This is a genomic window from Pseudomonas sp. WS 5027 (genome assembly GCF_012985695.1).
Classification (GTDB): Bacteria; Pseudomonadota; Gammaproteobacteria; order Pseudomonadales; family Pseudomonadaceae; genus Aquipseudomonas; species Aquipseudomonas hygromyciniae.
Genome location: NZ_JAAQWU010000001.1, coordinates 355,781 through 381,612 on the forward strand (window position 1 = coordinate 355,781; position 25,832 = coordinate 381,612).

Below are 25,832 nucleotides of genomic sequence, written 5' to 3' on the forward strand. Positions count from 1 at the left end.
GAAGGCTTGTGAGGTTTTTTGTGCCGAGTTTGTGATCGGATCCACACGGTACTTTTCAGTGTGCGAATGTCTTACAGGCATGTAGGCGTATTCGGCACTTTGTTTTTTCCCAGAGCGCGCTAGAATGCGCGCCGATGGGCGCAGAACTGTATATGGCGACAGACCCTGATCACCCTGCGGGCCAAGGCCCGGGTCATTTCAAGGGCTGCCTATCGGTCGCCAACTGAGTTTGCCGGTCAAGGCCGGCCACTTGGCAATGGGCACATGGCAAAGCGTTTATCTGGGCGAGCATCCTGATCATGGCGGTGCTCGTAAAGCCCTCGCCACCTTGCACGGTGACGGGGCATAAGCCACTGGTTATCCGGTGGACGTTGATTTTTTTCCGGCAGCCTTCGACAGATGGTGAAGCTGGGCTATAACTAATCTGCTTTTCGCAAGTCATGAGGTAGAACATGAGCGACGATGATCTGGAAAACGACGACCTCGAAGTAGGTGACGACGAAACCGAAGAAGGTCTTGAGGCGGCTGCCGAAGACGTGGCTGACGACGACGGTGGCGATGACGCGCCGGCCCCGACCGCCAAGGGCAAGGCCAAGGCTGCTGTGTCGGTTGACGAGTTGCCGAGCGTTGAAGCCAAGAACAAAGAGCGCGATGCGCTGGCCCGAGCGATGGAAGAATTCCTCGCCAAAGGCGGCAAAGTGCAGGAAGTCGAGGCCAACGTGGTAGCAGATCCACCGAAGAAGCCGGATAACAAGTACGGCAGCCGTCCTATCTGAGTCGGTTACTTGCTTGCTGAAAAAGCCCGCCGTCGCTGCGGGCTTTTTCATGCCTGAAACAAATGCCGGCCGGCCTTCGCAAGCAAATGCGGGAGCGGGCTTGCCTGCGATAGTCATCGGTATCTACCCAACTTTCAGACACTGACGACCTCCCCTGTGGCAAGCCCGCTCGCCACAACAGCCCTCTCTGCCAGGATTTATGCGCTGCGGCAAAATTGTGTAGATACCGATGCTGCGATAGCGGTGTATCAGTCTCTTTAAGCGTGGCTGACACACTGCTATCGCGGGCAAGCCCGCTCCCACATTCGATTGTCGGTGTTATTACCAGCGGGTCAGCAACTGCGGCAGTTCGGTCAGGCTACGAATCTGCGCATCCGGCAATTTCTCACCTTCCCAAGCTTTGCCAGTCGGGTTGAACCACACCGCTCGCAGCCCCGCCTGCTGCGCCCCAGCGATGTCATCACCTGGGTGATCGCCGATATGCACTGCCGCACTGGCATCCACTCCGCCACGCTGCAAAGCCTCCTGAAACAAGCGCGCATCTGGCTTGGCGATGCCGATATCTTCGGCCCTCAGGGCAAAGTGGAAGTAATCCGCCAGGCCCACGCGCTGTACATCCGCGTTGCCATTGGTGATCACCCCCAGCAGGAAGTGCTGGCGCAGGGCTTGAAGCATCGGCTCGGCTTCCGGGAATACGGTGAGCTGGTGCCGGGCGTGAATGAACGCTTCAAAACACACATCGGCCATCTCCGTGGCTTGCGGTTGTGGATAACCGGCCTCTTCAAAAGCGTGCATCAGCACCCGGTGGCGCAGGATGCTGATCCGGTGCTTGAGCTCGGGATGACGCTGCAGCACCTGTTGGCGCAGGCTGGCGAAATGCTCCAGGGGCAGGTCGCCGACCTTGGGCGCATGGGTTGCCAGCCATTGGCGCATCGATGCTTCGGCGCTGATGATGACGGGGACGTTATCCCACAGGGTATCGTCCAGGTCGAAGGTGATTAGCTTGATGCTCATGAGTCGCCGCCTTTAACGCGTTTGGCCCGTGGGTGGGCGCTGTCGTACACCGTCGCCAGATGCTGGAAGTCCAGGTGGGTGTAGATCTGGGTGGTCTTGATATCCGAGTGGCCGAGCAGTTCCTGTACGGCGCGCAAGTCTTGTGATGATTCCAGCAAGTGGCTGGCAAAGGAGTGCCGCAGCATGTGCGGATGCAGGTTCTGGCCCAGTTCCCGCTCGCCGGCGGCCTTGACCCGTAACTGAATGGCCCGTGGCCCGAGGCGTCGGCCTTGCTGGCTGACAAACACCGCATCGTCCGGCGGATTGCTCAAGGCCCGCAGGGGCAGCCATATCAGCAGGGCATCGCGGGCTTTTTTGCCGATGGGCAGCACGCGGGTCTTGCTGCCTTTGCCGTGCACTTGCACCAGGCCGTCGGCCAGGTCCAGCTGTTCGAGATTGAGGCTGGTCAGCTCCGACAGGCGCAGGCCCGAGGAGTAGAACAATTCCAGGATCGCCTGGTCGCGGTGCGCCAGGAAGTCATCCTCGACCGCGCCATCGAGCAATTGCAGGGTGCGGTCGGCATCCAGGGTCTTGGGCAGGCGGCGTTCACCCTTGGGCGGCGCCAGGCCGTTGGCCGGGTCGTGATCGCACAGGCCTTCGCGGTTGAGGTAGTGATAGAGGCCGCGCACCGCCGACAGCAGGCGCGCCAGGCTGCGCGAGGATTGGCCTTGCTGGTGCAGGCGGGCAATCAGGCTGCGCAGGCCCTGGATATCGAGGGCCTTCCAGCTGCCGATCTGTTGTTTCTCGCAGAAGGCCAAGACCTTGTTCAAGTCCCGCCGATAAGCCTCCAGCGTATGGGGAGACACCTGGCGCTCGCTGCGCAGGTGAGCGCAGTAGGCGTCCAGTTGTCGTTCCATGGCTAGCGCACCGCGCGCAGGGCGCTGGTGAAACGCGGCAGGCTGCGGCTCAACACTTCGGCAATGTAGGTCAAAAACAGGGTGCCGACGGTGCTCTTGTAGTGCTGCGGATCGCGGCTGGCGATGGCCAGAACGCCGTGCAAGCCCTGATGGCTGAGAGCGACCACGGCAGTCGAGCCGATCTGCACGCGCTGGTCTTCGCCAAACAGGAAGTCCAGCTCATGCTCGCGCAGCGTGCCGCTGATGGTCTTGCCTTCCGATAACAGGCCACCAATGGCGGTTTGCGCCTCGCTGCCCTTGACCCAACGACCAACCGGCATCGGGTTGTCGCTGAACAGGATCAGGCTGACAAACGGTACCTGGAAGTCCTGGCGCAGGCTGTCTTCGACGGCAATGGTCAGGTCTTCCAGGCTGCCAGCATCCAGCAATGTCAGGATCAGGCGACGGGTCTTGTCAAACAGGCGGTCATTGTCGCGGGCCACGTCCATCAACTGCGAGAGCCGATGGCGCATTTCGATGTTGCGCTCGCGCAGGATCTTCATCTGCCGCTCGACCAACGACACGGTATCGCCGCGCTGGTGAGGGATGCGCAAGGCTGGCAGCAGTTCGTCGTGCTCGACGAAGAAGTCCGGGTTAGCCTCCAGGTAAGCGGCGACGGCCGCTGCCTCCAGGCTTTCGCAAGGGGATCCTTCGGGCTGCTTGGCGGGTGCCTGGGGCTTATCGGTCATTGGCGAGTCGCTCTCATAGACGGACCTGTCCTTCGTATACACGGGATGCCGGGCCGGTCATCTTCACCGGTTGGCCTGGGCCTGCCCATTCGATGGACAGGCGTCCGCCGGGCAGGTCGATCAACAGGGGCGAATCCATCCAGCCCTGGCTGATCGCGGCCACGGCGGCGGCGCAAGCACCGGTGCCGCAAGCCTGTGTTTCCCCAGCGCCGCGCTCCCAGACGCGCAATTGCGCACGGGAGCGGTCGATGACCTGCAGGAAGCCGACGTTGACCCGTGCCGGAAAGCGCGGGTGATGTTCGATCTTCGGCCCCAGCTCATGCACCGGCGCATTGTTGATGTCGTTGACCCGCAGCACAGCATGGGGGTTGCCCATGGACACGGCGGCCACTTCGACCACGGTACCGTCGACCTCCAGCGGATAACTCAACGCCTGGGCATCGGCCTGGAACGGAATATCGGCCGGCACCAGGCGCGGAGCGCCCATGTCGACGCTGATCTGGCCGTCGCTGCGGATATCCAGCTCGATAATGCCGCTTTTGGTCTCGACGCGAATCTGCCGTTTGGCGGTCAGGCGCTTGTCCAGTACAAACCGGGCGAAGCAGCGCGCACCGTTGCCGCACTGTTCTACTTCGGAACCGTCGGAGTTGAAGATCCGGTAACGGAAATCCACTTCCGGGTTGCTCGGCGCCTCGACGATCAATAATTGATCGAAGCCGATGCCGGTATGCCGGTCGCCCCATAGCTTGGCGTGCTTGGGCAGGATGTGCGCGTGCTGGCTGACCAGGTCAAGGACCATGAAGTCATTGCCCAGGCCGTGCATCTTGGTAAAACGCAGCAGCATGGCTTACTCCGGCAGCAGGCTTTCGCCAGCAAACAACTCGGCTACCGTCTCGCGGCGACGCACTTCAAACGCTTGATCACCGTCCACCAACACTTCGGCGGTACGCCCGCGGGTGTTGTAGTTGGAGCTCATGACAAACCCATAGGCACCGGCCGAGTGCACGGCCAGCAGATCGCCTTCTGCCAGGGCCAGTTCACGGTCCTTGGCCAGGAAGTCGCCGGTTTCGCAGATCGGGCCGACGATGTCATAGGCGCGCGCTTCGCTGTCACGAGGCGTCACGGCGGTGACGTTCATCCAGGCCTGGTACAGCGCCGGGCGGATCAAGTCGTTCATCGCCGCATCGACGATGGCGAAGTCCTTGTATTCGGTGTGCTTGAGGTACTCGACCTGAGTCAGCAGTACGCCCGCATTGGCGACGATGTAGCGGCCCGGCTCGAACATCAGCGTCAGGTCGCGGCCTTCGGTGCGCTCGCGTACGGCCTGGATGTAGTCGGCAATCAGCGGTGGCTCTTCATCGCGATAACGCACGCCCACGCCACCACCGAGGTCGATGTGGTGCAGGTAGATGCCGCACTCGCCGAGGCGATCGGTCAGCGCCAGCAGGCGGTCGAGGGCATCGAGGAACGGTGGCAGGCTGGTTAGTTGCGAGCCGATATGGCAGTCCACACCCAGCACTTCCAGGTTCGGCAACTGGGCGGCACGGATGTACACGTCTTCGGCGTCGGCAATGGCGATGCCGAACTTGTTCTCTTTGAGACCGGTGGAAATGTACGGGTGGGTACCGGCATCGACATCCGGGTTGACGCGCAGGGAGATCGGCGCACGCACGCCCATCTCGGCGGCTACGACTTGCAGGCGCTCCAGCTCGTCGGTGGATTCGATGTTGAAGCAATGCACGCCCACTTCCAGGGCGCGGCGCATGTCTTCACGGCTCTTGCCGACACCGGAGAACACGATTTTGTCGGCCTGGCCGCCAGCGGCCAGGACACGTTCCAGCTCGCCACGGGACACGATGTCGAAACCAGCGCCCAGACGCGCCAGGACATTGAGTACACCTAGGTTGGAGTTGGCCTTTACCGCGTAGCACACCAGGTGCGGTACGCCATCGAGGGCGTCGGTGAAGGAGCGGTATTGCGCTTCGATGTGGGCACGGGAGTAGACATAGGTCGGGGTGCCGAAGCGTTCGGCAATCGCGGACAGCGCCACGCCTTCCGCGAACAGCTCGCCGTCCCGGTAGTTAAAAGCGTCCATGATGTTCCCTTAATTGGTGTCGTGCTTGTGCGCTTTGGATTGCGACGTTTGCGCCTGTTCATTCGGGTCTTTGCTGTCATCGGGCAGGTACAGCGGGCCTTTTTGACCACAGGCACTGACGAGGCAAGCGACCGCGACGAGCGCAGCAAGGGAAGAGATCAGGCGCTTCATGGCTAAATCCTTGAATATGCATTAATTGCGCCCGAGTATACCGACCACCCGGCAGCTTGCCTATGCGCCGGGGCACCCGTCCGGCGGGGCTTTGCCGAGTTTATCGTGAAGTGGCCCACATGGGTCTGGGATATTTCGCACGGCTGGAAGGGGTGAAATCGGTATTCTTTGCAATCATGATGGCGCCTCCGTATCGTGCGGCGCTTGAGCGTGAGTAGACACTTTTTGAGGTTCCCACCATGAGTTTGACCGAAGCCCGCTTTCACGACCTGGTCGATGCAACCCAGCAAGCGCTGGAGGATATTTTCGACGAGAGTGGCCTGGATGTGGATCTGGAGAATTCCGCTGGCGTGCTGACCGTCAAATTCGAAAACGGTAGCCAGTTGATTTTCAGTCGTCAGGAACCGCTGCGTCAGTTGTGGTTGGCAGCGCGATCTGGAGGTTTTCACTTCGACTATGACGAAGAGGAAAATCGCTGGTCGCACGACACCAGCGACGAACTGTTGAGCGAAATGCTTGCGCGCATTACCCAGGAACAAGCCGGCGTCGAGCTGGATTTCGACGAGATCTGATCGTGACCCAGCCTGCGCCCGCCCGCCCGCCCAAGCCGCTGTTCAGCAATGTCAGTCCGGCTGTGCCGTCACCTTGTATCAGTTTGTGTCGGCTGGATGAGCAAAAAGTCTGCCTTGGCTGCTTCCGGCACGTGGAAGACATCCGTGAATGGCGCTCCGCTGACGATCAGCGGCGCCGCGTGATCGTCGCCCAGGCCGCGCAACGCAAGGCTGGCGCCTGACCTTCGGGCCGTCCCATCTTGTTTATTTGTTGTGCTGTGGTAGTGTCCGGGTACGCCTCAACTCATCGAGGTCCGTGAGAACCCCGCCGTTTACTGGCGGGGTTTTGCTTTTTTGTGCAGAAAAAAAGGAGTCTGCCGCAATCATGACTGCACCTTCCATCATCCTCACCCGTCTCGATGTGCAACGTCTTGAGCAACTGATCGACCGTATGGACGACAAATTGCCAGGCGTCATCGCCCTGCAAGCCGAACTTGACCGCGCCGAAGACGTGGTTGGCCACGATGAAGTGCCTGCTGGTGTTGTCACCATGAACTCCAGCGTGCATTGCCGTGAGCAGAGCAGCGGCAAGGACTATCACTTGACCTTGGTCTACCCCAAGGACGCGAATGCCGACGAAGGCAAAATCTCTATCCTGGCTCCGGTGGGCAGTGCGTTGCTGGGCCTGCAAGTCGGCCAGCATATTGATTGGCCAGCTCCCGGCGGCAAGACCCTCAAGCTTGAGCTGCTGAGTGTCGAAGGCCAGCCCAAGGACGGCGGCGCGTTTCCCCTCTAAACCTGGTTCAATGCCTGGTTGAGCGCCTGCTCCAACTCGGCCTTGTAGCGCAGGTACAGATTGCTTGGGCTTTGAACATCACCGAGTAGCCCGGACAGGTCCAGGTCGGTGATGTAGCAACGATAGCGCTCGGTTTCCCGACGCTGCCCAACGATCTCCTGGGCGACCACTGCAAACAGTTGGTCGCCAAATTCCAGCTCGGAAAACTCCCGCTGATTGCAATACAGGGTAATCCCTACCTGGCCTGGCGAACCCTTGCCGATAATCGCCTGCACGTCGTAGAACGGTTTGTTGGCCGGCGTCTGTGGCGCGGGCCGTGGCTCTACCCGACGGGCGCGGCCGCCTGCCGATGGCAACAGTTGGTAATACAACGCCTGCAAGGCCCCTGAAGGTTGCTGCGGGTCCAGCGGTGACAGTGCGTCTCGGCGATAGATGATCGATTGCAGGAAGCGCTGCAAAGGCGCCAACAAGCTCTGTTCATCATGAAACGGCAGGCGCTGCTGCCAGAGGGCGTTGAACTCGTCGAGTACGTACAGCTCGGCAAAGCCCTCGTTGATACGGTAGAACACCTGCACACATTCGGGCAGGCCCATGGGCAACAATGCAGCCAGGTCGTGGTCCTCCAGGGCCATGGGGTCCAGGTGCAGCGGGCTGTAGCTGGCCAATTCTTCGCTGAGATATTCCACCAGCGCCTGCTGGCTGGGCAGCGACACATGATTGGCTTGTCCCGGCGCCAGCTCCATGACGTGATAATGCTGCTGCACCTGGATCAGGTAGCGGTGGTTGAGCTGGCTCAGTTGCAGGTTTTGCGCGGTATCGAAAATCTCTTCCACGCGCTTGGCGATGAATTGCGCACGGTTGTGGCAGAAACACCGCACCCGCAGTCGTGGCAGTTGGTTGCGCGGCAGCTGGTTCAGGTAGTCGCGCAGGCAGTCGAGCAGGGCATGGGGGCCGTCGTAGCGGCTGACTATCACCTCGTTCCAGCTGTTGAGCGTCACCTGGTCCAGGGTCAGCACCAGGTTTTCCCGTACGCCGGCATAACTCAGGGAGTCGGTGCGCTCGGTGGTCATCAGGATATTCAGGTCGCGATGGTGCTTGAGCGGGTCGACCCCAACGTTGATCAGCAAGAGCACTTCATCGGGTATTGCCGTGCGCAGCAAATGCTCCTCATCAACCATGGCCAAGGGCAGGGCGATGGTCTGCTGCAGGCTGCCCAGCAGGTTGAACAGCTCGAATTCGCTCAAGTCACTACTGCCCGGGTGCAGGGCCAGGCGGGTACTGCTGTCGATCACGCCGTTGCGATGGCACCAGGTGAGCATCTCCAGCAAGTCACGGCTACGTTTGATCGGCGCAAAGTGCTCCCATTCCAGGGCGGTCAGGCTGCCGTTGTACAAGCCCCAATGAAACTGGCCCGGCTCCTTGCGGTTGGGCGAGTGCACCAGGGTCAGCGTGTCTTCGGCCAGGTCCGGGGCAATCCCGGGGTTGATGAATTCGACTTTGCCGGCCTTGCGCTCAAACGCGGCGTACAGGCGCCGGCCCAGCACATTGAGGTCGCGCTTGTTGATCAGGCTCACGGTCTGTTCGGTACGCGCGAATTGGGTCAGGAAGCGATAGCTGTAATTGAGCTCATTGACCAGGGCCCGGCGCTCGGACGCGACCTGGCGCACTTTCCACTGGCTGCGACTATCGAGCAGGGCCAGTTGCCGCTGGTCCCAGCCCCATTCATTGGCCAGGCGTTCCAGCAACGTGCGCTGCCAACCGATGGTACGCTGGCCGGTGGTGAGCTTGCGGTTGACCTTCAAGTACAGGCTGCGCCGCACCAGTTCCAGGCGCTCGGGCTCGTTGCGGCCGCGCAGGTATTCCTCGATGCGGCGGTAGACCACGATATAGGGGTCCAGCTCATCCAGATCCAGTTGGTTGGCGAACACCGCGCGTTTGAAGCGCAGGCTCAGGCACTGCACCTTAGGGTGTTCGCTGGCATACACCTCGGTGAGCAATAGCTTGAGTACTGACTTATAGGGCGACTCGATACCCTTGAATAACTGCCACAGGCCGGCGCCGATAAATTCTCCCGGCGGGATATGGGCCAGGTGCCCGAGGTCGAGGGTTTCGTCGGCGCGGATAAAACGTTTGGAAATCAGCGCGTGGGTAAATTCGGCATAGCGCGCTTCTTCGTAGACCGGCACCAGCCACCAGATCGGCGTGCGCCCAGCCAGCCAGATGGCGGTGCGGTAGAACTCGTCAAGCAACAGATAGTGCTGGCTGGTGCCACAGTCATCCGAACTGAGCTGGGTATCGCGACCGCCTTGTGCAAAGCGGTTCGGTTCGACCAGGAAAAAATGCGCTTCGGCGCCCATGCTCAGGGCCCAGGCCTCCAGCAGTTGGCATTTTTTGCGCAGCTCACCCAGCTCGGCCTCGTCCAGGTCGTCGGCGTGGCACACCCATACGTCCATATCGCTCTGGTCGGCCTGGGCCAGCGTGCCGAGGCTGCCCATCAGGAACAGACCGTGGATCGGGGTTGGCGGGTTGCCGTGACGTGGTTTGTAGGAAAACGAGCGGGTCAGGCGCTGGGCTTCGGCCAGGACCTGGGCATCGGGTTCAAAATTCGACAGCCCGGCCGGGGTGCTGCCCGAGACATAGCCAGGCAGCAGAGGGTGATTGACGTGGAAAAACAGCGGCAGCAGCGCCAGCACGCTTTGCTGGCGTGGCGTCAGGCCTTCGACGGCCCGGGCCATGCGGCCGGCATTGAGGGTCAGGAAGCGCGAGCGCAGTTGGGCCAGTACCTTGCGGTCAATGCCTTCATCCAAGTCAGGGCGGATTTCATGGGTACTGGTCATGTCGAACTCAACGGCTCGCAGGGCCCGGCGTGGGCAGCCGTGTAGGAGTTTACAGACAGAATCGTAGGAGGTTTAAAGGGAATTTGTTTTTGGCGTCAGAATTTCATCGCGCGCGCAGGAAAGCCCGCGGAATCCGTGAACAGAGGATCCCGTGGGCGATACGGAGTGTCAGGCAGCTTCTTTGGTGGTCGCGGTGGTCAGAATCGTCAGCAACGTTTGCGCTTGCTCTGCAGCATCCCGGCCCAGGCTGGTCAGGTAGCCGCCATCTGGCTGATCGATCAGTTTTTTGTCGAACAGGCGCTTGGCAGCAGCAATGGCAGTGGGAGCAGCGGTCTGATGGACTTTCAGACCTTCATGGGTGCTATCCAGGGGGAAGAGTACAAGGATTTCCAGTTCGGCAACCAACTCAGGGGTATACGACATAAGGACTCCAGACGTTCTAGGAATTGTCAGACGCTAGCAGAGCCTAAGGTGAACGCACTTGAGCGAACTGTCCAGTGTGTCGGAGCGAGCTTGCTCGGGAAAAGCGCTAATGTTGACGCGGGGCAGTTGGATAACCGCGGCGCGCTCAGGTTTTTCGCGAGCAAGGGCAGGGTTACTGTTTCTCGGGGGGCAGCTCAGGCAGTGCGCGCAGCGCTGTTTCATACCAATCGGTATCGAATGGGCGGTCTGTTTCCAGCATCGCGTCGATTTCCACGGCCAGCACGTGGGCCATCAGGTTCAGGATGTCTTCACGCTCGTAACCCACCAGGGTCAGCTTGTTGAACGTAGCCTTGGCTGCCGGCGGGTTGTCGCTTTCGATCTGGTTTTCGATCGCCTGGGTCAAGGTGGACTCGGCGAACTCTTCTTCGTCGTTATCGATATCGGTTGGCTCGCTCATGGCAGCCTCCTGTCAGGAAAGGGCGCCAGTCTACCCCCATTCAGCCTAGTGATGCTGCTGGTCAGGCGGTGCATCACGTTCTATAACCTACCCAGCCAACCCCCTGCACGGCCTGGAGGCTTTGTGATGCTCAAGCTCTACGGATTTTCGGTCAGTAACTACTACAACATGGTCAAGCTGGCGCTTCTGGAAAAGGGCCTGAGCTTTGAAGAAGTGCCGTTTTATGCCGGGCAAACCGCTGAAGCCCTGGCGGTGAGCCCGCGCGGCAAGGTGCCGGTGCTGAAGGTCGAGAAAGGTTTTATCAACGAAACCAGCGTGATTCTCGAGTACATCGAACAGACACAGTCGGGCCCGGCCCTGCTGCCAGGTGATGCATTCCAGCGCGCCCAGGTGCTGGCGTTGTGCAGGGAAATCGAGCTGTACATCGAACTGCCAGCCCGCGCGTGTTATGCCGAGGCGTTCTTTGGCATGTCGGTGCCAGAGGCGATCAAGGACAAGTCCAGGGCCGAGTTGCTGTTGGGGATTGCGGCGCTGGGGCGACACGGCAAGTTTGCGCCGTATGTGGCGGGGGAGAGTTTTACGCTTGCCGATCTGTATTTCATGTACAGCGTGGACTTGGCGTGCGCGGTCGGTGGAAAGCTGTTTGGCCTGGATTTGCTGGCTGAGCTTCCGAAGGCCAAGGCTTTGCTGAAGAGGCTGCAAGACATGCCCAACGCCCAGCGAGTGGCGGCGGACAAGGAAGCGGCGATGCCGGCCTTTCTGGCGATGGTCGCGGCGAAGAAGTAATAAACCTGGGGGTGGGCTTGTGTGGGAGCTGGGCTTGCTCGCGATGCAGGCACCTCGGTGTGTCAGTGACACTAAGGTGATGCTATCGCAGGCAAGCCAGCTCCCACACAAGCCTGCTTCCACAGTTGACCGAGGTGGTTGAAGGCCCCGGTCAAAGGTGGGAGCTGGCTTGCCTGCGATGCTTTTAGCGGCTAGCGAGCAGCGCCTGGCCGCGCGCGACTGCCGCCTTGACCTGGGCCGGTGCGGTGCCGCCGATGTGGTTACGGGCATTGACCGAACCTTCCAGGGTCAGCACTGCAAACACATCTTGCTCGATCTGATCGCTGAACTGGCGCAGCTCTTCCAGGCTCATTTCCGCCAGGTCCTTGCCGGTATCTACGCCGTATTTCACCGCATGCCCGACGATTTCATGGCAGTCACGGAACGGCAGGCCACGGCGCACCAGATAGTCCGCAAGGTCAGTGGCGGTGGAGAAACCGCGCAGGGCCGCTTCACGCATGATCGCGTGCTTGGGCTTGATCGCCGGGATCATGTCGGCAAATGCGCGCAACGAGTCGCGCAGGGTGTCGGCGGCGTCGAACAGCGGTTCCTTGTCTTCCTGGTTGTCCTTGTTGTAGGCCAGGGGCTGGCCTTTCATCAGGGTCAGCAGGCCCATCAGCGCACCGAATACACGGCCACTTTTACCGCGCACCAGTTCCGGCACGTCGGGGTTTTTCTTTTGCGGCATGATCGAACTGCCGGTGCAGAAGCGATCCGGCAGGTCGATGAACTGGAACTGCGCGCTGGTCCATAGCACCAGCTCTTCGGAGAAGCGCGACAGGTGCATCATCGCAATGCTGGCCGCTGCACAGAACTCGATGGCGAAGTCACGATCCGAAACACCATCCAGGGAGTTGCCGCCCACGGCGTCGAAACCCAGCAGTTGCGCGGTGTATTCGCGGTCGATCGGGTAAGTGGTGCCGGCCAGTGCGGCGCTGCCCAGGGGCATGCGATTGGCGCGCTTGCGGCAATCGACCAGGCGCTCGTAGTCGCGGCTGAGCATTTCGAACCAGGCCAACAGGTGGTGGCCGAAGGTCACGGGCTGCGCGGTCTGCAGGTGGGTGAAGCCGGGCATGATAGTGTCCGATTCACGCTCGGCCTGTTCCAGCAGGCCTTTTTGCAGGCGGGTGATTTCGCCCAGGATCAGGTCGATCTCATCACGCAGCCACAAGCGGATATCGGTGGCCACCTGGTCGTTGCGGCTACGCCCGGTGTGCAGCTTCTTGCCGGTCACGCCGATGCGGTCGGTCAGGCGCGCCTCGATATTCATGTGCACATCTTCAAGGTCCACGCGCCAGTCGAAGGTGCCGGCCTCGATTTCGCCACGGATGGTGGTCAGGCCATCGATGATGCTGTCGCGCTCGGCATCGGTCAGCACGCCGACCTTGGCCAGCATGGTGGCGTGGGCGATGGAGCCCATGATGTCGTGGCGATAGAGGCGCTGGTCGAAATTGACGGAGGCGGTGAAGCGCGCGACGAAGGCGTCGACGGGCTCACTGAAGCGGCCGCCCCAGGACTGATTGGTCTTGTCGGTGCTCATGGATTCGCTCGTGGTCTGCTTAAAAGAGGCATGAAAGTGTGCCGCCGATAATAACAGGGTTGCCCGTGGAGGCGTTGATACGCCGCGTCGGCATTTTTATTTGTTTGATGGATGGCGAAGTGCCTTGCCGTTGGCCGCGTCCGGGATGAGACTGGAGGCAGGAGTGAAAGCGGGGGTTTCACCCGAGCGGATCCTGAGGTAAACAAAGGGTGTTTATTGAAACGATATTTGACGATTGAGCAATGTCGGCTTCGTGAGCGTCTACAGTTGCACTGACAGGGGTGCAGTGCACCAATGCCAGGCGATGAGGTCGAACTCCAGGCTAACCTTAACGTAGAGGGGGTGTTCATATTGAGTATCAGCAAACCCTATGACGATGCCCTGCGGTATCGGGTTTTGGGCGGTATTGAACAGGTCCGGGTAAATATTGGTGTCGCTCTCGGGGCACTTTTTGCCGCTCACGCTAGTCTTAGCGTGGATCGCCGTGACGGAAGTCACCGCACCTGTCTACGCTATCCTTGTGCGAGACTCACGCAGGAATCCAGCGCAATATGAATGTCCTGATCGTTGATGACGAACCCCAAGCCCGCGAGCGACTGAGCCGTATGGTCAGTGAGCTCGAGGGATACACAGCCCTTGAACCGAGCGCGTCCAGTGGCGACGAGGCATTGGCCTTGATCGAAAGCCTCAAGCCGGACGTGGTGCTCCTCGATATCCGCATGCCGGGCCTTGATGGCTTGCAGGTCGCCGCCCGCTTGAGTGAGCGCGAGTCGCCGCCGGCGCTGGTGTTGTGCGCGACCGACGAGGAGTTCTCCTCCGAGACCCTGGAGGCAAGTGGCGTCAGTTTCCTGGCCAAGCCGGTATCGGCCGATGCGCTGCTCAAGGCCTTGAAGAAAGCCGAGCGGCCCAATCGGGTACAACTGGCTGCCCTGACCCAGCCGGCGGCGCAAAGTGGCAACGGCCCGCGCAGCCATATCAGCGCGAGAACCCGCAAGGGGATCGAGCTGATTCCCGTGGATCAGGTGATTTATTTCATTGCCGATCACAAGTACGTGACTCTGCGTCACGAGCACGGTGAAGTGTTGCTCGATGAGCCACTCAAGGCCCTGGAAGACGAATTTGGCGAGCGCTTCGTACGTATCCACCGCAACGCGCTGGTGGCTCGCGAGCGCATCGAACGCCTGCAACGCACACCCCTGGGGCACTTCCAGCTGTTCCTCAAAGGGCTCAACGGCGACGCGTTGATCGTCAGCCGGCGCCATGTCGCAGGCGTGCGCAAGATGATGCAGCAGCTTTAGCCCGAGGGCTGTAGCGACCTGCATGCCCCGAATCCCGGTGCGCAGCGGCCAGGGAGGCCCCGCACTTGCTGATTCAAATCAAGGCGGTTCTGCCTGAGCTGTTATTATCTGCCGTATCTATTCAGTACGGATTGATCCATGTCCTCTCGCGAAATCCGCATCGCCACCCGTAAAAGCGCCCTGGCCTTGTGGCAGGCCGAATACGTCAAAGCCCGCCTGGAGCAAGCCCATCCGGGGCTCACGGTGTCCCTGGTGCCCATGGTCAGTCGTGGCGACAAGCTGCTCGACTCGCCGCTGTCGAAAATCGGTGGCAAGGGTTTGTTCGTCAAGGAGCTGGAAACCGCTCTGCTGGAGAATGAAGCCGACATTGCCGTGCACTCGATGAAAGACGTGCCGATGGACTTTCCCCAAGGCCTGGGCCTGTATTGCATCTGCGAGCGTGAAGACCCGCGTGATGCCTTCGTGTCCAATACCTACGCTTCCCTTGATGAGCTACCGCAGGGCAGCATCGTCGGCACCTCCAGCCTGCGTCGCCAGGCCCAGTTGCTGACTCGTCGCCCGGACCTGCAGATCCGCTTCCTGCGGGGCAACGTCAATACCCGTCTGGCCAAGCTGGATGCCGGCGAGTACGACGCGATCATCCTGGCGGCCGCAGGCCTGATTCGCCTGGGCTTTGAAGAGCGCATCACCTCTGCCATCAGTGTCGAAGATAGCCTGCCGGCCGGAGGCCAGGGTGCAGTCGGTATCGAATGCCGCACTGCAGACCTGGAAATCCAGGCGCTACTCAAACCCCTCGATCACCAGCCAACCGAAGTGCGTGTCACCGCCGAGCGCGCCTTGAACAAGCACCTCAACGGTGGCTGCCAGGTGCCGATTGCCTGCTACGCGGTACTTGAGGGTGACAACCTCTGGCTGCGCGGCCTGGTGGGTGATCCCGACGGCGGTTTGCTGCTCACGGCTGAAACCCGCGGGCCACAAGCCGAGGCTGCGAGCCTGGGCGTGCAGGTCGCCGAAGAGCTCCTGGCAAAAGGCGCCGGCGCCATTCTGCAAAAAGTCTATGGCGAGGCCGGTCCGCAGTGACCGGCTGGCGTGTGCTGCTGACGCGGCCTGCCGAGGAATCGGCAGCCCTGGCGGCCTCGTTGTCCGAAGTCGGTATCTTCAGCAGCAGCCTGCCATTGCTGGAAACCCAACCCTTGCCCATCACTGCCGAGCACCAGGCGGTTTTTCAGGACCTGGATCGCTATTGTGCGGTGATCGTGGTGAGCAAGCCGGCCGCGCGCCGGGCGCTGCAGTTGCTCGACCAGTACGCGCCAGCGGTGCCGGCCTTGCCGTGGTTCAGTGTCGGCGCGGCCACGGCCCAGGTTCTGGCTGACCATGGCCTGGATGTGAGCTACCCCGAGGTTGGGGATGACAGCGAGGCCTTGCTTGAATTGCCCAGGTTGCGCGAGGCTGTCGCTGTTGACGATGCGCGTGTATTGATCCTGCGGGGGCAGGGGGGGCGAGAGTTGCTGGCTGAGCGTTTACGCGGCCAAGGTGCTAGTGTCGATTATCTGGAGTTGTACCGTCGGTTTTTGCCGGCCTACGACCTGGATGTGCTCACCCAGCGCATCAATGTGGAACGCTTGAACGGCCTGGTGGTCAGCAGTGGGCAGGGTTTTTTGCATCTGCAAGGCCTCGCGGGTGCCGATTGGCCACGCGTGGCACAGTTGCCGTTGTTCGTGCCCAGCCCACGAGTCGCCGAAATGGCGCGGGCTGCGGGCGCGGAAAAAGTTGTGGATTGCCGCGGTGCCAGTGCCGCGGCTTTGCTAGTGGCGTTACGGAGCCAGCCCGTTCCCACTCTCTAATAACGCAAAGGATGGACACGTGAGCGAAACAGCCTTGCCTAAAGATGAAGCTCAGCCCGCGCTTGAAGCGCCTGTTGAGACCCCGGTCACTACGCCTCGCCGTGGCAACGGCCTGGCGGTCTTTGCTTTGCTGCTTGGTGCCGCCGGTGTTGCGGCCGGCGGCTGGGGGCTCTGGCAGGTCCGGGCCCTGCAAGCGAGCAGCCAGCAACAGTTGGGGCAGGTGCGCACCCTGGATGAACAGTCCCAGGGTATCCAGCAGGCGCAGCAGCAATTGGCCGCGCGCCTGGCACAATTGCCGGGTGCTGATGAGCTGGAAGAACGCCGTCGCCTGGTGGCGCAATTGCAGGGCGACCAGCAACGCCTGAACCAGCGTCTGGAAACCGTACTGGGGGCCAGCCGCAAGGACTGGCGCCTGGCCGAAGCCGAGCATTTGCTGCGTCTGGCCAGCCTGCGCTTGTCAGCGTTGCAGGACATCAACAGTGCCCAGGCGCTGGTGCAGGGCGCCGATGAGATCCTGCGTGAGCAGAGCGATCCGGGTTCCTACGCCGCCCGCGAGCAGTTGGCCAAGAGCCTGGCGGCCTTGCGCAGTGTTGAGCAGCCAGACCGCACCGGGCTGTACCTGCAACTGGCGGCGCTGCGTGACCAGGTGGTGCAACTGGCTGCCGTGTCCCCGGAATATCAGTTGCAAGAGAGCCCTCAGGGTCGTCCGAGCACCGACACTGACAGTCGCTGGAGCCAGTGGTGGGAGCAGATCTCCCGCTACTTCCGTATCGATTTCAACCCCGATGACAACATCCGCCCGTTGCTGGCAGGCCAAGGCCTGAACCAGGTGCGCCTGGCCCTGAGCCTGGCGCTGGAGCAGGCGCAATGGGCCGCACTCAATGGCGAGCCGGCGGTGTACGCCCGGGCGTTGGGCGAGGCGCGCAGCGTATTGCAGGGCAACTTCAACCAGGACAACCCGCAAAGCCAGGCCATGCTGGCGCGTATCACCGAGCTTGAGCCCAAGGCCGTCTCGGTGGTGACCCCGGACCTCGCCGCAAGTTTGTCTGCGGTGCAGGCTTACCTTGAACGCCGCCATCTGTCTGCCGATGAAGCCAAGGCTTCCGCCGGTAAGCCGGCGACCCAGGAGTAAAGCCGATGAAGCGTTTCTATGTGATCCTGGTGCTGGCGATTGCCCTCGCTCTGGCGCTGGCGGTGGGCATCTCGAAACACACCGGTTATGTGCTGATCAGCTATCCCCATGTGCTGCATTATGAGTCCGGCCTGTGGTCGACCCTGGTGGCGGTGTTTGTCGTCGGTCTGGCGATCTATCTGCTGCGGGTGCTGCTGGGCCTGGTGACAACGTCCGGCGGTGTGGTCAATCCCTGGTCGCGGCGCAATCGCAGCCGGCGGGTGCAGGTGGCTATCGAACAGGGGCAGATGGACCTGGCGGAAGGCCGCTGGGCCAGTGCCGAGCGGCACCTGCACCGCGCGGCGGAAGCCGAGCGCCAGCCATTGCTGTACTACCTCGGCGCGGCCCGGGCGGCCAACGAGCAGGGGCGCTATGAAGAGTCCGACAGCCTGTTGGAGCGCGCCCTGGAGCGTCAGCCCCAGGCCGAGTTGGCGGTTGCCTTGAGCCACGCACAGTTGCAGATGGACCGTGGCGACACGGACGCAGCCCTCGTGACGCTGCAGGCCATGCATGAACGTCATCCGCACAACGCCCAGGTATTGCGTCAGCTCCAGCGCCTGCACCAGCAGCGCGGTGACTGGTCTTCGGTGATCCGGCTCTTACCGGAACTGCGCAAGGACAAAGTGTTGCCCGCCACCGAGTTGGCAGATCTGGAGCGCCGAGCCTGGGGTGAAAACCTGAGCCTGGCCGTCCAGCGTGAAGAACATGGCGAAGCCGGACTGCAATCCCTTGAGCGGGCCTGGCAGCAATTGACCTCGGCCCAGCGCCAGGAGCCCCAACTGGTACTGGCCTATGCCGAGCAGTTGCGCCAGCTGGGCGCCGATGCCAAGGCCGAAGAGGCTTTACGTGTTGCGCTCAAACGCGGGTACGACAGTCACCTGATCAGGTTGTATGGCCTACTGCGCGGGGGCGATTCGGCACGGCAATTGAAGTTCGCCGAAGGCTGGCTCAAGGACCATCCGGGGGATGCCAGCCTGTTGCTGACACTGGGGCGGCTCTGCCTGCAAAACAGTTTGTGGGGCAAGGCGCGGGACTATCTGGAAAGCAGCCTGCAAGTACAACGCAACCCCGAGGCCTGTGCCGAGTTGGCGCGATTGCTGGCGCAGTTGGGTGATACCGAGCGCAGTAATCAACTGTTCCAGGAGGGCCTGGGGCTGTTGGACAGCCGCTTGCTAGCCTCACCGCTCCCGGTGCCTGCACGGGTTTAACGTAGGATTTTTTGAAGGGTTGGCTCAGAAGCATCTGGCAACCAGCCCTTCAAAACCCCTCGATTTTGCGGATTTCAGGGGCTTGAGGTGGTTTCCCACACAGCGCCACGTAAAGTTACCTGTCCTCTGACGGGATATCCCTGCGATCTCGCGGAAGTGTCTGCTCCAGCGCGTATTGAAAGGGGTAAGGTCTTTCCTCTACCGTAACGACCTATCTCTTGCGTTACGGATAAACAATGTCTTTGGCCCCCTCACGCTCCTTGTTCTTCCTGGCGTTCATGGCCGGTGTGCTGACGTTGGGCGCGTCGTTTTACCTGGAATACGGGGCTCTTTTGCGGCCTTGCTTCCTATGCCTGATCCAGCGCAGCCTGCTTGCGGTGTTCACGCTGATCAACCTGGTAGCGGCGATCCACGGCCCCAGGCGCGTGGGCATCTACCTGTACTGGGCGGCGAGCATGGGCTGTGCGTTGCTCGGCGCAGTGACAGCGGTGCGCCAGGTGTTATTGCAGAACATCCCGCCTGAGCAGATCCCCAACTGCTGGCCAAGCCTGGAATACATGATCGAAAACCTGTCCCTGGGGCAAGCCCTGCAATTGGCATTCAAGGGCACCGTCGACTGTGTGGAAATCAATTGGACGTTGTTCGACTTGAGCATCCCGGAATGGAGCTTACTGTTCTTCGTGGCCATGCTCATACTGGGGGCGACGCAGTTTTCCCGGCTGTTGCCCGGTCAGAATTTTCGGCTTTTGAAGCACTGATTGGCTGGGTTGGTTCGTAGGATGGGATTAAACACTTGTATGAACTTTCTGGTCTGCGTACCTTGAAGGCATAGTCATGGGGGCATAATCTGGCCCGCACGCGTTATTGAAACAGTTTGTTCGATGCGGCTTTGTCCGCTTGCCGCTTTATCCTCGACGTATCGCGCGGGCGAGAGCGGCACCGCCCATAAGGGAAGAGATCATCATGTTGGAAAGTTGTCAGAATGCTCAGGAACGCTGGGGTGGTGTGCATAAGCTGATCGACAGCTGGTTGAAGGCACGTCACGAATTGGTTCGGGCCTTTGATGCTCTGGGTGAGAAGCCCGAGGCGCTGGCTAAGGCACCTCTGCAGGAGTTCTGTGGTGTCTTGGTGGACTACGTCTCGGCAGGGCACTTCGGGGTCTATGAGCAACTGACCAAGGAGGCCGAGGCCTTCGATGACCAGCGTGGCCTGGACTTGGCCGAGACCATTTACCCGCGCATCGACGTCATCACCGAAAAGCTCCTGGCGTTTAACGATCTTTGCGACGAGGGTAAGTGCGTTGCCGCGAAATTCAAAGAGCTGGGTGGCTTGCTCCATGAGCGTTTCGAGCTGGAAGACTGCCTGATCGAAGTGCTGCACAACGCCCACAAGGAAGAGCCTGCAACCCAGGCCTGACCCTCAGCGGCAAGACAAAAAACGGTGCGCATGACGCACCGTTTTTTATTGGGTCAGGTACCGGTTGCAAGCAGCTCTATCTCGAAAACCAGTGGTGTGTAAGGCGCGATCAGCTCGCCCGCACCGTCTGCGCCATAGGCTTGTGCAGAAGGAATCACCAGGCGCCATTTTGCGCCTACCGGCATCTGTTGCAGCGCGCTTTGCCAGCCGCTGATCACGCTGTCCAGGCGAAACCATTGGGGCTGCGTGCTCTGGTCGAAAATCGCCCCATCCGGCAATCGTCCCACGTACTTCACTTGAACCCGATCATTGGCGCCCGGCTTTTTCCCGCTACCAGGGGCCAACTCCGTGAGCAAAATACCGTCTGCCAATTCGCGCACACCGCTCCTGGTTTTTTCCGTGCTCAGGAATTGTTGTTCAGCGGCGAGAGCCTTTTCGCTTTGCGGCACTTGTGTCTGACCGCTGGCCTGCGCTTCGTGCCCGGCCAGAATCTGTTCGATGCGTGCGTCATCCAGGGCCAGGGGCTTACCTTGATAAGCTTGTTTGAGACCGTCGAGCAAGGCCTGGATCTGCAGGTCGGGGACTTCCTGGCGCAGGCGTTCGCCAAGGCTGGCGCCCAGGCTGTAGGCCAGGTCGTGGCGGTCTGAGGACGCCGTCGGTTCACTCGCATTGGCCACCGAAAACGACAAACCCAGGATGAAAAAAAGGTAACGCGACATGGGTATTCTCCAGCCGAAAGTGCGGTGGATTATGCCAGTGCGCAGGGGTAAAGAATGGAGTGGTTTTTCGTTATATCGATAAGAATTTTTGTGCGGTGCAACGCAACGCATTCGATACTGTCAACATGCCCTAGCGGCGGTAAGAGCAGAGGGCTAGTATGAGCCGCACCCACGTCAGCCAGGAGGTAAACCATGTCGGCCAAACAGAAGCCTGTTAATACCCCGTTGCACTTGCTCCAACAACTCTCGGGCAGCCTGCTCGAACACTTGGAAAGTGCTTGCTCCCAAGCCTTGGCTGATGCAGAGAAACTGCTCGCCAAGCTGGAAAAACAACGCGGCAAGGCTCAAGAAAAACTGCATAAATCCCGCATCAAACTGCAAGACGCCGCGACTGCCGGCAAAGCCAAGGCGCAAACCAAAGCCAAAGGCGCCGTGAAAGAACTTGAGGACTTGCTCGATGCCCTCAAGGATCGTCAATCCGAAACCCGCACCTACATTCTTCAACTCAAGCGCGATGCCCAAGAGAGCCTGAAACTGGCCCAGGGCGTTGGTCGTGTGAAAGAAGCAGTGGCCAAAGTCCTGAGCACTCGGACACCGGCCAAGGCAGTTGCTGCCAAGGCTTCGGCTAAAGTTGCGGCCAAGCCTGCGACTAAAAAAGCGCCTGCGAAAGTAGCCGCCAAGCCAGCTGCTAAAACTGCTGCTGCAAAACCAGCCGCCAAGCCAGTTGCCAAAACCGCTGCTGCAAAACCAGCCGCCAAGCCAGCTGCCAAAACCGCTGCTGCAAAACCAGCCGCCAAGCCAGCTGCCAAAACCGCTGCTGCGAAACCAGTCGCCAAGCCAGCTGCCAAAACTGCTGCTGCGAAACCAGCCGCCAAGCCAGCTGCTAAAACCGCTGCTGCAAAACCAGCTGCCAAGCCAGTTGCCAAAACCGCTGCTGCAAAACCAGCCGCCAAGCCAGCTGCGAAACCTGCTGCTGCGAAACCAGCCGCTAAGCCAGCTGCGAAACCTGCTGCCGCAAAACCAGCCGCCAAGCCAGTTGCCAAAACCGCTGCTGCAAAACCAGCCGCTAAGCCAGCTGCGAAACCTGCTGCTGCAAAACCAGCCGCCAAGCCGGTTGCTAAAACCGCCGCTGCGAAACCAGCCGCTAAGCCGGCCGCTAAACCTGCTGCTGCGAAACCAGCTGCCAAGCCAGTGGCCAAACCTGCTGCTGCAAAGCCAGCCGCCAAGCCAGTTGCTGCAAAGCCCGCAACCCCAGCTGCACCGGCAGCTCCAGCGGCTACCCCTGCACCCAGCAGCACGTCTGCCCCGGTAGTGCCAGGCACCACCCCAACCAGCGCTTCCTAAGTGCCGGTGACCGCGGCGCGCAGCTGATGCAGCGCGTCGTGGTCGAGGTTGGCGGCTTCGGTCGCCAATGCTTCAAGCCATGCCTGATCCGTGGCTTGCTCCCCCGTCGGCCAACTCTGTGCCAGCGCCTCCAGACGTAACAACAACTGCCGTTCAGCTTCCAGCTCCAGGGCCTTGACCCGCTCGCGCAGCGCTCCCAGCTCCACATCCTGCTGCGCCATGGCGCGCCATTGTTTGCGCACCCTGCGCAAAGGCTGCACTACATCTGCCTGCCAGGGCTGGGCGATTGTTCGCAGCGCCTGTACGCGTTCAGGTTCGGGTACGACCCCGCGCTGTTCCAGCCACAACCCACACAACAACAGGCACACATCCGCCCCTTGCTCCTGCAAGCGCAGGTAGGCATCTTCAGCACCCGCACGGGCGTAGGTCGAGAGGGCAAAGCTCCACAGGTCAGCGCACATGTTCACACCCAAGCCAGCGGCCAACGAAGCTGGTAGACTCCGCCGCCATTATGATCCGACTTCAAAGCCTAACATTACAGCGTGGCCCGCAACGTCTTCTTGAAGACGCCGAGCTGACCCTGCACGCCGGTCACAAAGCCGGTCTGATCGGTGCCAACGGCGCCGGCAAATCCACGTTGTTCGCCCTGTTGCTCGGTGAGCTGACCCCGGATTCCGGGGACTGCCTGCTGCCAGCCGACTGGCGTATCGCCCATATGCGCCAGGAGATCGACACCCTGGACCGCATCGCGATCGACTACGTGCTCGATGGCGACCTGCGCCTGCGCCAGGTGCAACACGACCTGGCCGAGGCCGAGAAAGCCCAGGATGGTGCGGCCCAGGCCCGCCTGCACTCGGAACTCGACAGTGCCGACGGCTACACCGCCGACGCACGCGCGCGCAAGATGCTCGCCGGCCTTGGGTTCACCAACGAACAGATGGATCGCCCGGTCGCCGACTTCTCCGGTGGCTGGCGCATGCGCCTGAACCTGGCCCAGGCGCTGATGTGCCCGTCAGACCTGTTGCTGCTTGACGAACCCACCAACCACTTGGATCTCGATGCGATCCTGTGGCTGGAGGATTTCCTCAAGAGCTACCCAGGCACCTTGCTGCTGATTTCCCACGACCGGGATTTCCTCGACGCTGTGGTCGATAACATCGCCCATGTCGAACAGAAGAAAATCACCCTCTATCGCGGCGGCTACACAGCGTTCGAGCGGGCCCGCGCCGAACGCCTGGCCCAGCAGCAACAGGCTTTCGAGAAGCAACAGGCGCAGCGTGCGCACATGGAAAGCTACATCGCCCGGTTCAAGGCCCAGGCCACCAAGGCCCGCCAGGCCCAGAGCCGGATCAAGGCCCTGGAGCGCATGGAAGAGCTGTCGGCGGCCCACGTCGATTCGCCGTTCGACTTTGTATTCCGCGAGTCGGTGAAAATCTCCAGCCCCTTGCTGGACCTCTCGGATGCACGCCTGGGTTATGGCGACAAAACCATCCTGGAGAAGGTCAAGCTGCAACTCACCCCGGGTGCGCGCATCGGTTTGCTCGGGCCTAACGGTGCGGGCAAGTCCACACTGATCAAGAACCTGTCAGGCGAGCTGCAACCCCTGGCCGGACGCCTGACCCGTGGCGAGAACCTGGTGGTGGGCTACTTCGCCCAGCATCAGCTGGACTCCCTCGACGCCAAGGCCAGCCCGCTTCTGCATTTGCAGCGCCTGGCGCCGACCGAGCGCGAGCAGACCCTGCGCGACTTCCTGGGTGGTTTCGACTTCCGTGGCGCGCGCATCGATGAGCCGGTGTTGAATTTCTCCGGCGGCGAAAAAGCTCGCCTGGCCCTGGCCCTGATCGCCTGGGACCGGCCAAACCTGCTTCTGCTCGACGAACCGACCAACCACCTGGACCTGGAAATGCGCCTGGCGCTGACCATGGCCCTGCAGGAATTCAGCGGTGCGGTACTGGTGGTGTCTCACGATCGCCACCTGCTCAAGAGCACCACCGATAACTTCCTGCTGGTGGCCGATGGCAAGGTCGAAGAGTTTGACGGTGACCTGGACGACTACGCCCGTTGGCTGACTGACTATCGGCTGCGTAACGCGCCGGTCAGCAACACCCCGGTCAACCCGGACAAGACCGACAAGAAAGCCCAGCGCCAGGCCGCCGCGGCCCTGCGCCAGCAGTTGGCGCCGCACAAGCGCGAAGCCGACAAGCTCGAGGCCGAATTGGGCAAGGTCCACGAACGCCTGGCCAAGATCGAAGCAAGCCTCGGCGACAGTGCGGTGTACGAAGCGGCCCGCAAGGATGAACTGCGCGACCTGCTGGCCGAACAGGCCAAGCTGAAGGTGCGCGAAGGGCAATTGGAGGAAACCTGGATGGAAGCCCTCGAACTGCTGGAAGGCCTGCAAGCGGAGTTGGAGGCGCTGTCCTGATGGAAGCCTTGCAACTGCCGCTGCCTGCGCAATGGATCGAACCGGTGTGGGTCGGCGTGCAAATCCTGCTGATCCTGCTGGCAGGCTACCTGGCCCAGCGCTTCGTCGCCAAGGGCCTGACGCGTCTGGGCGAGCGCTACCCGTTCCCGCCGCAACTGCTGATGCCCCTGCGCGGTGGCCTGCGCTGGCTGATCATGGGCAGTGCGCTGATCTTCGTCCTCGAACGCCTGGGGGTGTCGGCCACTGTGCTGTGGACCGCGCTGTCGGGCTTTGTGGCCGTGGCAGCGGTGGCGTTCTTTGCCATGTGGTCGGTGTTGTCCAACCTGCTGTGCGCGATCCTGATCTTCACCGTCGGGCCGTTTCGCCTGGGCGATGTGGTGGAGTTGGTGGATACCGTCGACAAGCCGGGCGTCAAAGGCCGGGTGATCGCGATCAACCTGCTTTACACCACGCTGATCGAAGTGGCCGAGGCGGGCACCGACAGCGCCGTGGTGCAAGTGCCCAACAGCCTGTTCTTCCAGCGTTCGGTACGCCGCTGGCGCGGTAGCGACGTCAGCCCCTTATCCTGAAAAAACTCTAGCCAGCCCTCGGCCGTCGGAGTTAGCTTAGTGCTCACAACGAATTTGCTACGAGGTGTGCAATGGCGCTCGACACATGGCTGGCCTTCTTCCTGGCCAGTTGGATCATCAGTCTCTCTCCCGGCGCGGGCGCCATCGCCTCGATGTCCAGCGGCCTGCAATACGGTTTTGTGCGCGGTTACTGGAATGCCATCGGCCTGCAACTGGGCCTGGCGATGCAGATTGCCGTGGTTGCTGGCGGCCTCGGGGCGGTGCTTGCGGCGTCGTCTACCGCCTTCTACGCGATCAAATGGTTCGGCGTGGCCTACCTTGTGTACCTGGCCGTCAAGCAATGGCGTGCCTTGCCCATGGACCTGACCGATGACGCTGCCGTGCGCCCCATCGGCAAGCCCATGTCGATGATGTTCCGTGGTTTTCTGGTGAACGCCAGCAACCCCAAGGCCCTGGTGTTCATGCTGGCGGTGCTGCCGCAGTTCGTGAACCCGCAGGCGCCGCTGCTGATCCAGTACCTGATCCTCGGCGCGACGATGATCGGCGTGGATATGATCGTAATGGCCGGCTACACGGGGCTGGCGTCCAAAGTGTTGCGCCTGTTGCGCACGCCCAAGCAGCAGAGGCGCGTGAACCGCACGTTTGCCGGGTTGTTCGTGGGCGCTGCGGGTTTCCTCGCCAGCCTGCACCGTGCCACGGCCTGACTGAAGAAACCGAATCAAAACTGTAGGA

The 25,832-nt window shown here is 61.2% G+C and carries 28 protein-coding genes and 1 pseudogene; 17 read left to right on the plus strand and 12 right to left on the minus strand.

The window, feature by feature from the left end:
- Positions 1–211 precede the first annotated feature (211 nt).
- Positions 212–349: pseudogene (locus HBO09_RS01605) on the plus strand (YjbQ family protein); the annotation flags it as partial.
- A 103-nt stretch (positions 350–452) separates the two neighbouring features.
- Positions 453–776, plus strand: coding sequence for a transcriptional regulator SutA (gene sutA, locus HBO09_RS01610; RefSeq protein WP_169955390.1), 324 nt, complete (start codon positions 453–455; stop codon positions 774–776).
- A gap of 321 nt (positions 777–1,097) precedes the next feature.
- On the opposite strand, the gene HBO09_RS01615 is transcribed toward sutA, so the two are convergent.
- From HBO09_RS01615 to HBO09_RS01640, 6 genes are read right to left on the minus strand one after another with little or no spacing between them, the layout of a single operon-like run.
- Positions 1,098–1,790 carry an HAD-IA family hydrolase gene (locus tag HBO09_RS01615; RefSeq protein WP_169991160.1) on the minus strand — a complete coding sequence of 231 codons (693 nt, stop codon included), beginning with the start codon at positions 1,788–1,790 and terminating at the stop codon, positions 1,098–1,100.
- Positions 1,787–2,686 (minus strand): tyrosine recombinase XerC, encoded by a 900-nt coding sequence (xerC, locus tag HBO09_RS01620; protein WP_169991162.1) that lies wholly within the window; start codon positions 2,684–2,686, stop codon positions 1,787–1,789. Before xerC ends, HBO09_RS01615 begins: the two co-directional genes overlap by 4 nt.
- Before the next feature lie 2 nt (positions 2,687–2,688).
- Complete coding sequence (locus tag HBO09_RS01625) at positions 2,689–3,414, minus strand: DUF484 family protein (protein WP_169991164.1); 726 nt, start codon at positions 3,412–3,414, stop codon at positions 2,689–2,691.
- 13 nt (positions 3,415–3,427) lie between these two features.
- Positions 3,428–4,258 (minus strand): diaminopimelate epimerase, encoded by an 831-nt coding sequence (dapF, locus tag HBO09_RS01630; protein WP_092232087.1) that lies wholly within the window; start codon positions 4,256–4,258, stop codon positions 3,428–3,430.
- A 3-nt stretch (positions 4,259–4,261) separates the two neighbouring features.
- Complete coding sequence (gene lysA, locus HBO09_RS01635; RefSeq protein ID WP_169991166.1) at positions 4,262–5,509, minus strand: diaminopimelate decarboxylase; 1,248 nt, start codon at positions 5,507–5,509, stop codon at positions 4,262–4,264.
- Positions 5,510–5,518: 9 nt separating this feature from the next.
- The gene (locus tag HBO09_RS01640) at positions 5,519–5,680 is read right to left on the minus strand and encodes a lipoprotein (RefSeq protein WP_032856894.1); all 162 of its coding nucleotides are present in this window, start codon (positions 5,678–5,680) and stop codon (positions 5,519–5,521) included.
- A 239-nt stretch (positions 5,681–5,919) separates the two neighbouring features.
- On the opposite strand from HBO09_RS01640, the gene cyaY reads away from it, so the two are divergent.
- The 3 genes from cyaY to rnk all read left to right on the plus strand — a co-directional run bounded on the left by cyaY (position 5,920) and on the right by rnk (position 7,027).
- Positions 5,920–6,252: an iron donor protein CyaY gene (cyaY, locus tag HBO09_RS01645; RefSeq protein ID WP_169991168.1), complete on the plus strand. Its 333-nt coding sequence runs from the start codon at positions 5,920–5,922 to the stop codon at positions 6,250–6,252.
- A gap of 2 nt (positions 6,253–6,254) precedes the next feature.
- A complete protein-coding gene (locus tag HBO09_RS01650) occupies positions 6,255–6,473 on the plus strand; it encodes a DUF1289 domain-containing protein (protein ID WP_169991170.1) in 219 nt (72 codons plus the stop codon).
- 143 nt (positions 6,474–6,616) lie between these two features.
- Positions 6,617–7,027 carry a nucleoside diphosphate kinase regulator gene (gene rnk, locus HBO09_RS01655; RefSeq protein ID WP_169991172.1) on the plus strand — a complete coding sequence of 137 codons (411 nt, stop codon included), beginning with the start codon at positions 6,617–6,619 and terminating at the stop codon, positions 7,025–7,027.
- Here the strand turns inward: rnk and HBO09_RS01660 are convergent.
- From HBO09_RS01660 to HBO09_RS01670, 3 genes are all read right to left on the minus strand, one after another.
- Positions 7,024–9,864, minus strand: coding sequence for a class I adenylate cyclase (locus HBO09_RS01660; RefSeq protein ID WP_169991174.1), 2,841 nt, complete (start codon positions 9,862–9,864; stop codon positions 7,024–7,026). The genes rnk and HBO09_RS01660 overlap by 4 nt on opposite strands.
- A 168-nt stretch (positions 9,865–10,032) precedes the next feature.
- Positions 10,033–10,287, minus strand: a complete 255-nt coding sequence (locus HBO09_RS01665) for a TIGR02647 family protein (RefSeq protein ID WP_029289634.1) — start codon at positions 10,285–10,287, stop codon at positions 10,033–10,035.
- A gap of 172 nt (positions 10,288–10,459) precedes the next feature.
- A complete protein-coding gene (locus tag HBO09_RS01670) occupies positions 10,460–10,744 on the minus strand; it encodes a hypothetical protein (RefSeq protein WP_029289632.1) in 285 nt (94 codons plus the stop codon).
- Between the two features lie 126 nt (positions 10,745–10,870).
- Between HBO09_RS01670 and HBO09_RS01675 the strand changes: the two genes are divergently transcribed.
- Positions 10,871–11,530, plus strand: coding sequence for a glutathione S-transferase (locus tag HBO09_RS01675; protein ID WP_169991176.1), 660 nt, complete (start codon positions 10,871–10,873; stop codon positions 11,528–11,530).
- A gap of 184 nt (positions 11,531–11,714) precedes the next feature.
- Here the strand turns inward: HBO09_RS01675 and argH are convergent, their stop codons facing one another.
- Positions 11,715–13,109: an argininosuccinate lyase gene (gene argH / locus HBO09_RS01680; RefSeq protein WP_029289628.1), complete on the minus strand. Its 1,395-nt coding sequence runs from the start codon at positions 13,107–13,109 to the stop codon at positions 11,715–11,717.
- Between the two features lie 551 nt (positions 13,110–13,660).
- On the opposite strand from argH, the gene HBO09_RS01685 reads away from it, so the two are divergent.
- From HBO09_RS01685 to rsd, 7 genes are all read left to right on the plus strand, one after another.
- Positions 13,661–14,407 (plus strand): LytTR family DNA-binding domain-containing protein, encoded by a 747-nt coding sequence (locus HBO09_RS01685; RefSeq protein ID WP_169991178.1) that lies wholly within the window; start codon positions 13,661–13,663, stop codon positions 14,405–14,407.
- Between the two features lie 138 nt (positions 14,408–14,545).
- Positions 14,546–15,487, plus strand: coding sequence for a hydroxymethylbilane synthase (hemC, locus tag HBO09_RS01690; protein WP_169991180.1), 942 nt, complete (start codon positions 14,546–14,548; stop codon positions 15,485–15,487).
- Positions 15,484–16,251 carry a uroporphyrinogen-III synthase gene (locus HBO09_RS01695; RefSeq protein ID WP_169991182.1) on the plus strand — a complete coding sequence of 256 codons (768 nt, stop codon included), beginning with the start codon at positions 15,484–15,486 and terminating at the stop codon, positions 16,249–16,251. Before hemC ends, HBO09_RS01695 begins: the two co-directional genes overlap by 4 nt.
- Positions 16,252–16,270: 19 nt before the next feature.
- Positions 16,271–17,383, plus strand: coding sequence for a uroporphyrinogen-III C-methyltransferase (locus HBO09_RS01700; RefSeq protein WP_169991184.1), 1,113 nt, complete (start codon positions 16,271–16,273; stop codon positions 17,381–17,383).
- A 5-nt stretch (positions 17,384–17,388) separates the two neighbouring features.
- A complete protein-coding gene (locus HBO09_RS01705; protein WP_169991186.1) occupies positions 17,389–18,630 on the plus strand; it encodes a heme biosynthesis protein HemY in 1,242 nt (413 codons plus the stop codon).
- Positions 18,631–18,866: 236 nt separating this feature from the next.
- Positions 18,867–19,388 (plus strand): disulfide bond formation protein B, encoded by a 522-nt coding sequence (locus tag HBO09_RS01710; protein ID WP_169991188.1) that lies wholly within the window; start codon positions 18,867–18,869, stop codon positions 19,386–19,388.
- A gap of 205 nt (positions 19,389–19,593) precedes the next feature.
- The gene (rsd, locus tag HBO09_RS01715; RefSeq protein ID WP_169991191.1) at positions 19,594–20,046 is read left to right on the plus strand and encodes a sigma D regulator; all 453 of its coding nucleotides are present in this window, start codon (positions 19,594–19,596) and stop codon (positions 20,044–20,046) included.
- 53 nt (positions 20,047–20,099) lie between these two features.
- On the opposite strand, the gene HBO09_RS01720 is transcribed toward rsd, so the two are convergent.
- Entirely contained in the window at positions 20,100–20,765 is a 666-nt protein-coding gene (locus HBO09_RS01720; RefSeq protein ID WP_169991193.1) for an FKBP-type peptidyl-prolyl cis-trans isomerase, read from the minus strand.
- 192 nt (positions 20,766–20,957) lie between these two features.
- On the opposite strand from HBO09_RS01720, the gene HBO09_RS01725 reads away from it, so the two are divergent.
- Positions 20,958–22,109 (plus strand): AlgP family protein, encoded by a 1,152-nt coding sequence (locus HBO09_RS01725; protein ID WP_170060846.1) that lies wholly within the window; start codon positions 20,958–20,960, stop codon positions 22,107–22,109.
- Here the strand turns inward: HBO09_RS01725 and HBO09_RS01730 are convergent.
- Complete coding sequence (locus HBO09_RS01730; RefSeq protein WP_169991197.1) at positions 22,106–22,570, minus strand: TIGR02444 family protein; 465 nt, start codon at positions 22,568–22,570, stop codon at positions 22,106–22,108. The two genes, HBO09_RS01725 and HBO09_RS01730, sit on opposite strands and share 4 nt — an antisense overlap.
- A 50-nt stretch (positions 22,571–22,620) precedes the next feature.
- Here HBO09_RS01730 and HBO09_RS01735 point away from each other — a divergent pair, with 50 nt between their 5' ends.
- The 3 genes from HBO09_RS01735 to HBO09_RS01745 all read left to right on the plus strand — a co-directional run bounded on the left by HBO09_RS01735 (position 22,621) and on the right by HBO09_RS01745 (position 25,804).
- The gene (locus tag HBO09_RS01735; RefSeq protein WP_169991199.1) at positions 22,621–24,531 is read left to right on the plus strand and encodes an ATP-binding cassette domain-containing protein; all 1,911 of its coding nucleotides are present in this window, start codon (positions 22,621–22,623) and stop codon (positions 24,529–24,531) included.
- On the plus strand, positions 24,531–25,100 hold the full coding sequence (locus HBO09_RS01740; RefSeq protein WP_169991201.1) for a mechanosensitive ion channel family protein: 570 nt from the start codon (positions 24,531–24,533) through the stop codon (positions 25,098–25,100). The genes HBO09_RS01735 and HBO09_RS01740 overlap by 1 nt, the downstream gene beginning before the upstream one ends.
- Before the next feature lie 71 nt (positions 25,101–25,171).
- Complete coding sequence (locus HBO09_RS01745) at positions 25,172–25,804, plus strand: LysE family transporter (RefSeq protein ID WP_169991203.1); 633 nt, start codon at positions 25,172–25,174, stop codon at positions 25,802–25,804.
- The last annotated feature ends 28 nt before the right edge of the window (positions 25,805–25,832 follow it).

Coding starts and splice junctions, on each gene's coding strand:
- sutA (WP_169955390.1), top strand. CDS start 453: ATGAGCGACGATGATCTGGAAAACGACGACCTCGAAGTAGGTGACGAC.
- HBO09_RS01615 (WP_169991160.1), bottom strand. CDS start 1,790: ATGAGCATCAAGCTAATCACCTTCGACCTGGACGATACCCTGTGGGAT.
- xerC (WP_169991162.1), bottom strand. CDS start 2,686: ATGGAACGACAACTGGACGCCTACTGCGCTCACCTGCGCAGCGAGCGC.
- HBO09_RS01625 (WP_169991164.1), bottom strand. CDS start 3,414: ATGACCGATAAGCCCCAGGCACCCGCCAAGCAGCCCGAAGGATCCCCT.
- dapF (WP_092232087.1), bottom strand. CDS start 4,258: ATGCTGCTGCGTTTTACCAAGATGCACGGCCTGGGCAATGACTTCATG.
- lysA (WP_169991166.1), bottom strand. CDS start 5,509: ATGGACGCTTTTAACTACCGGGACGGCGAGCTGTTCGCGGAAGGCGTG.
- HBO09_RS01640 (WP_032856894.1), bottom strand. CDS start 5,680: ATGAAGCGCCTGATCTCTTCCCTTGCTGCGCTCGTCGCGGTCGCTTGC.
- cyaY (WP_169991168.1), top strand. CDS start 5,920: ATGAGTTTGACCGAAGCCCGCTTTCACGACCTGGTCGATGCAACCCAG.
- rnk (WP_169991172.1), top strand. CDS start 6,617: ATGACTGCACCTTCCATCATCCTCACCCGTCTCGATGTGCAACGTCTT.
- HBO09_RS01660 (WP_169991174.1), bottom strand. CDS start 9,864: ATGACCAGTACCCATGAAATCCGCCCTGACTTGGATGAAGGCATTGAC.
- HBO09_RS01665 (WP_029289634.1), bottom strand. CDS start 10,287: ATGTCGTATACCCCTGAGTTGGTTGCCGAACTGGAAATCCTTGTACTC.
- HBO09_RS01670 (WP_029289632.1), bottom strand. CDS start 10,744: ATGAGCGAGCCAACCGATATCGATAACGACGAAGAAGAGTTCGCCGAG.
- HBO09_RS01675 (WP_169991176.1), top strand. CDS start 10,871: ATGCTCAAGCTCTACGGATTTTCGGTCAGTAACTACTACAACATGGTC.
- argH (WP_029289628.1), bottom strand. CDS start 13,109: ATGAGCACCGACAAGACCAATCAGTCCTGGGGCGGCCGCTTCAGTGAG.
- HBO09_RS01685 (WP_169991178.1), top strand. CDS start 13,661: ATGAATGTCCTGATCGTTGATGACGAACCCCAAGCCCGCGAGCGACTG.
- hemC (WP_169991180.1), top strand. CDS start 14,546: ATGTCCTCTCGCGAAATCCGCATCGCCACCCGTAAAAGCGCCCTGGCC.
- HBO09_RS01705 (WP_169991186.1), top strand. CDS start 17,389: ATGAAGCGTTTCTATGTGATCCTGGTGCTGGCGATTGCCCTCGCTCTG.
- HBO09_RS01710 (WP_169991188.1), top strand. CDS start 18,867: ATGTCTTTGGCCCCCTCACGCTCCTTGTTCTTCCTGGCGTTCATGGCC.
- rsd (WP_169991191.1), top strand. CDS start 19,594: ATGTTGGAAAGTTGTCAGAATGCTCAGGAACGCTGGGGTGGTGTGCAT.
- HBO09_RS01720 (WP_169991193.1), bottom strand. CDS start 20,765: ATGTCGCGTTACCTTTTTTTCATCCTGGGTTTGTCGTTTTCGGTGGCC.
- HBO09_RS01725 (WP_170060846.1), top strand. CDS start 20,958: ATGTCGGCCAAACAGAAGCCTGTTAATACCCCGTTGCACTTGCTCCAA.
- HBO09_RS01730 (WP_169991197.1), bottom strand. CDS start 22,570: ATGTGCGCTGACCTGTGGAGCTTTGCCCTCTCGACCTACGCCCGTGCG.
- HBO09_RS01735 (WP_169991199.1), top strand. CDS start 22,621: ATGATCCGACTTCAAAGCCTAACATTACAGCGTGGCCCGCAACGTCTT.
- HBO09_RS01740 (WP_169991201.1), top strand. CDS start 24,531: ATGGAAGCCTTGCAACTGCCGCTGCCTGCGCAATGGATCGAACCGGTG.
- HBO09_RS01745 (WP_169991203.1), top strand. CDS start 25,172: ATGGCGCTCGACACATGGCTGGCCTTCTTCCTGGCCAGTTGGATCATC.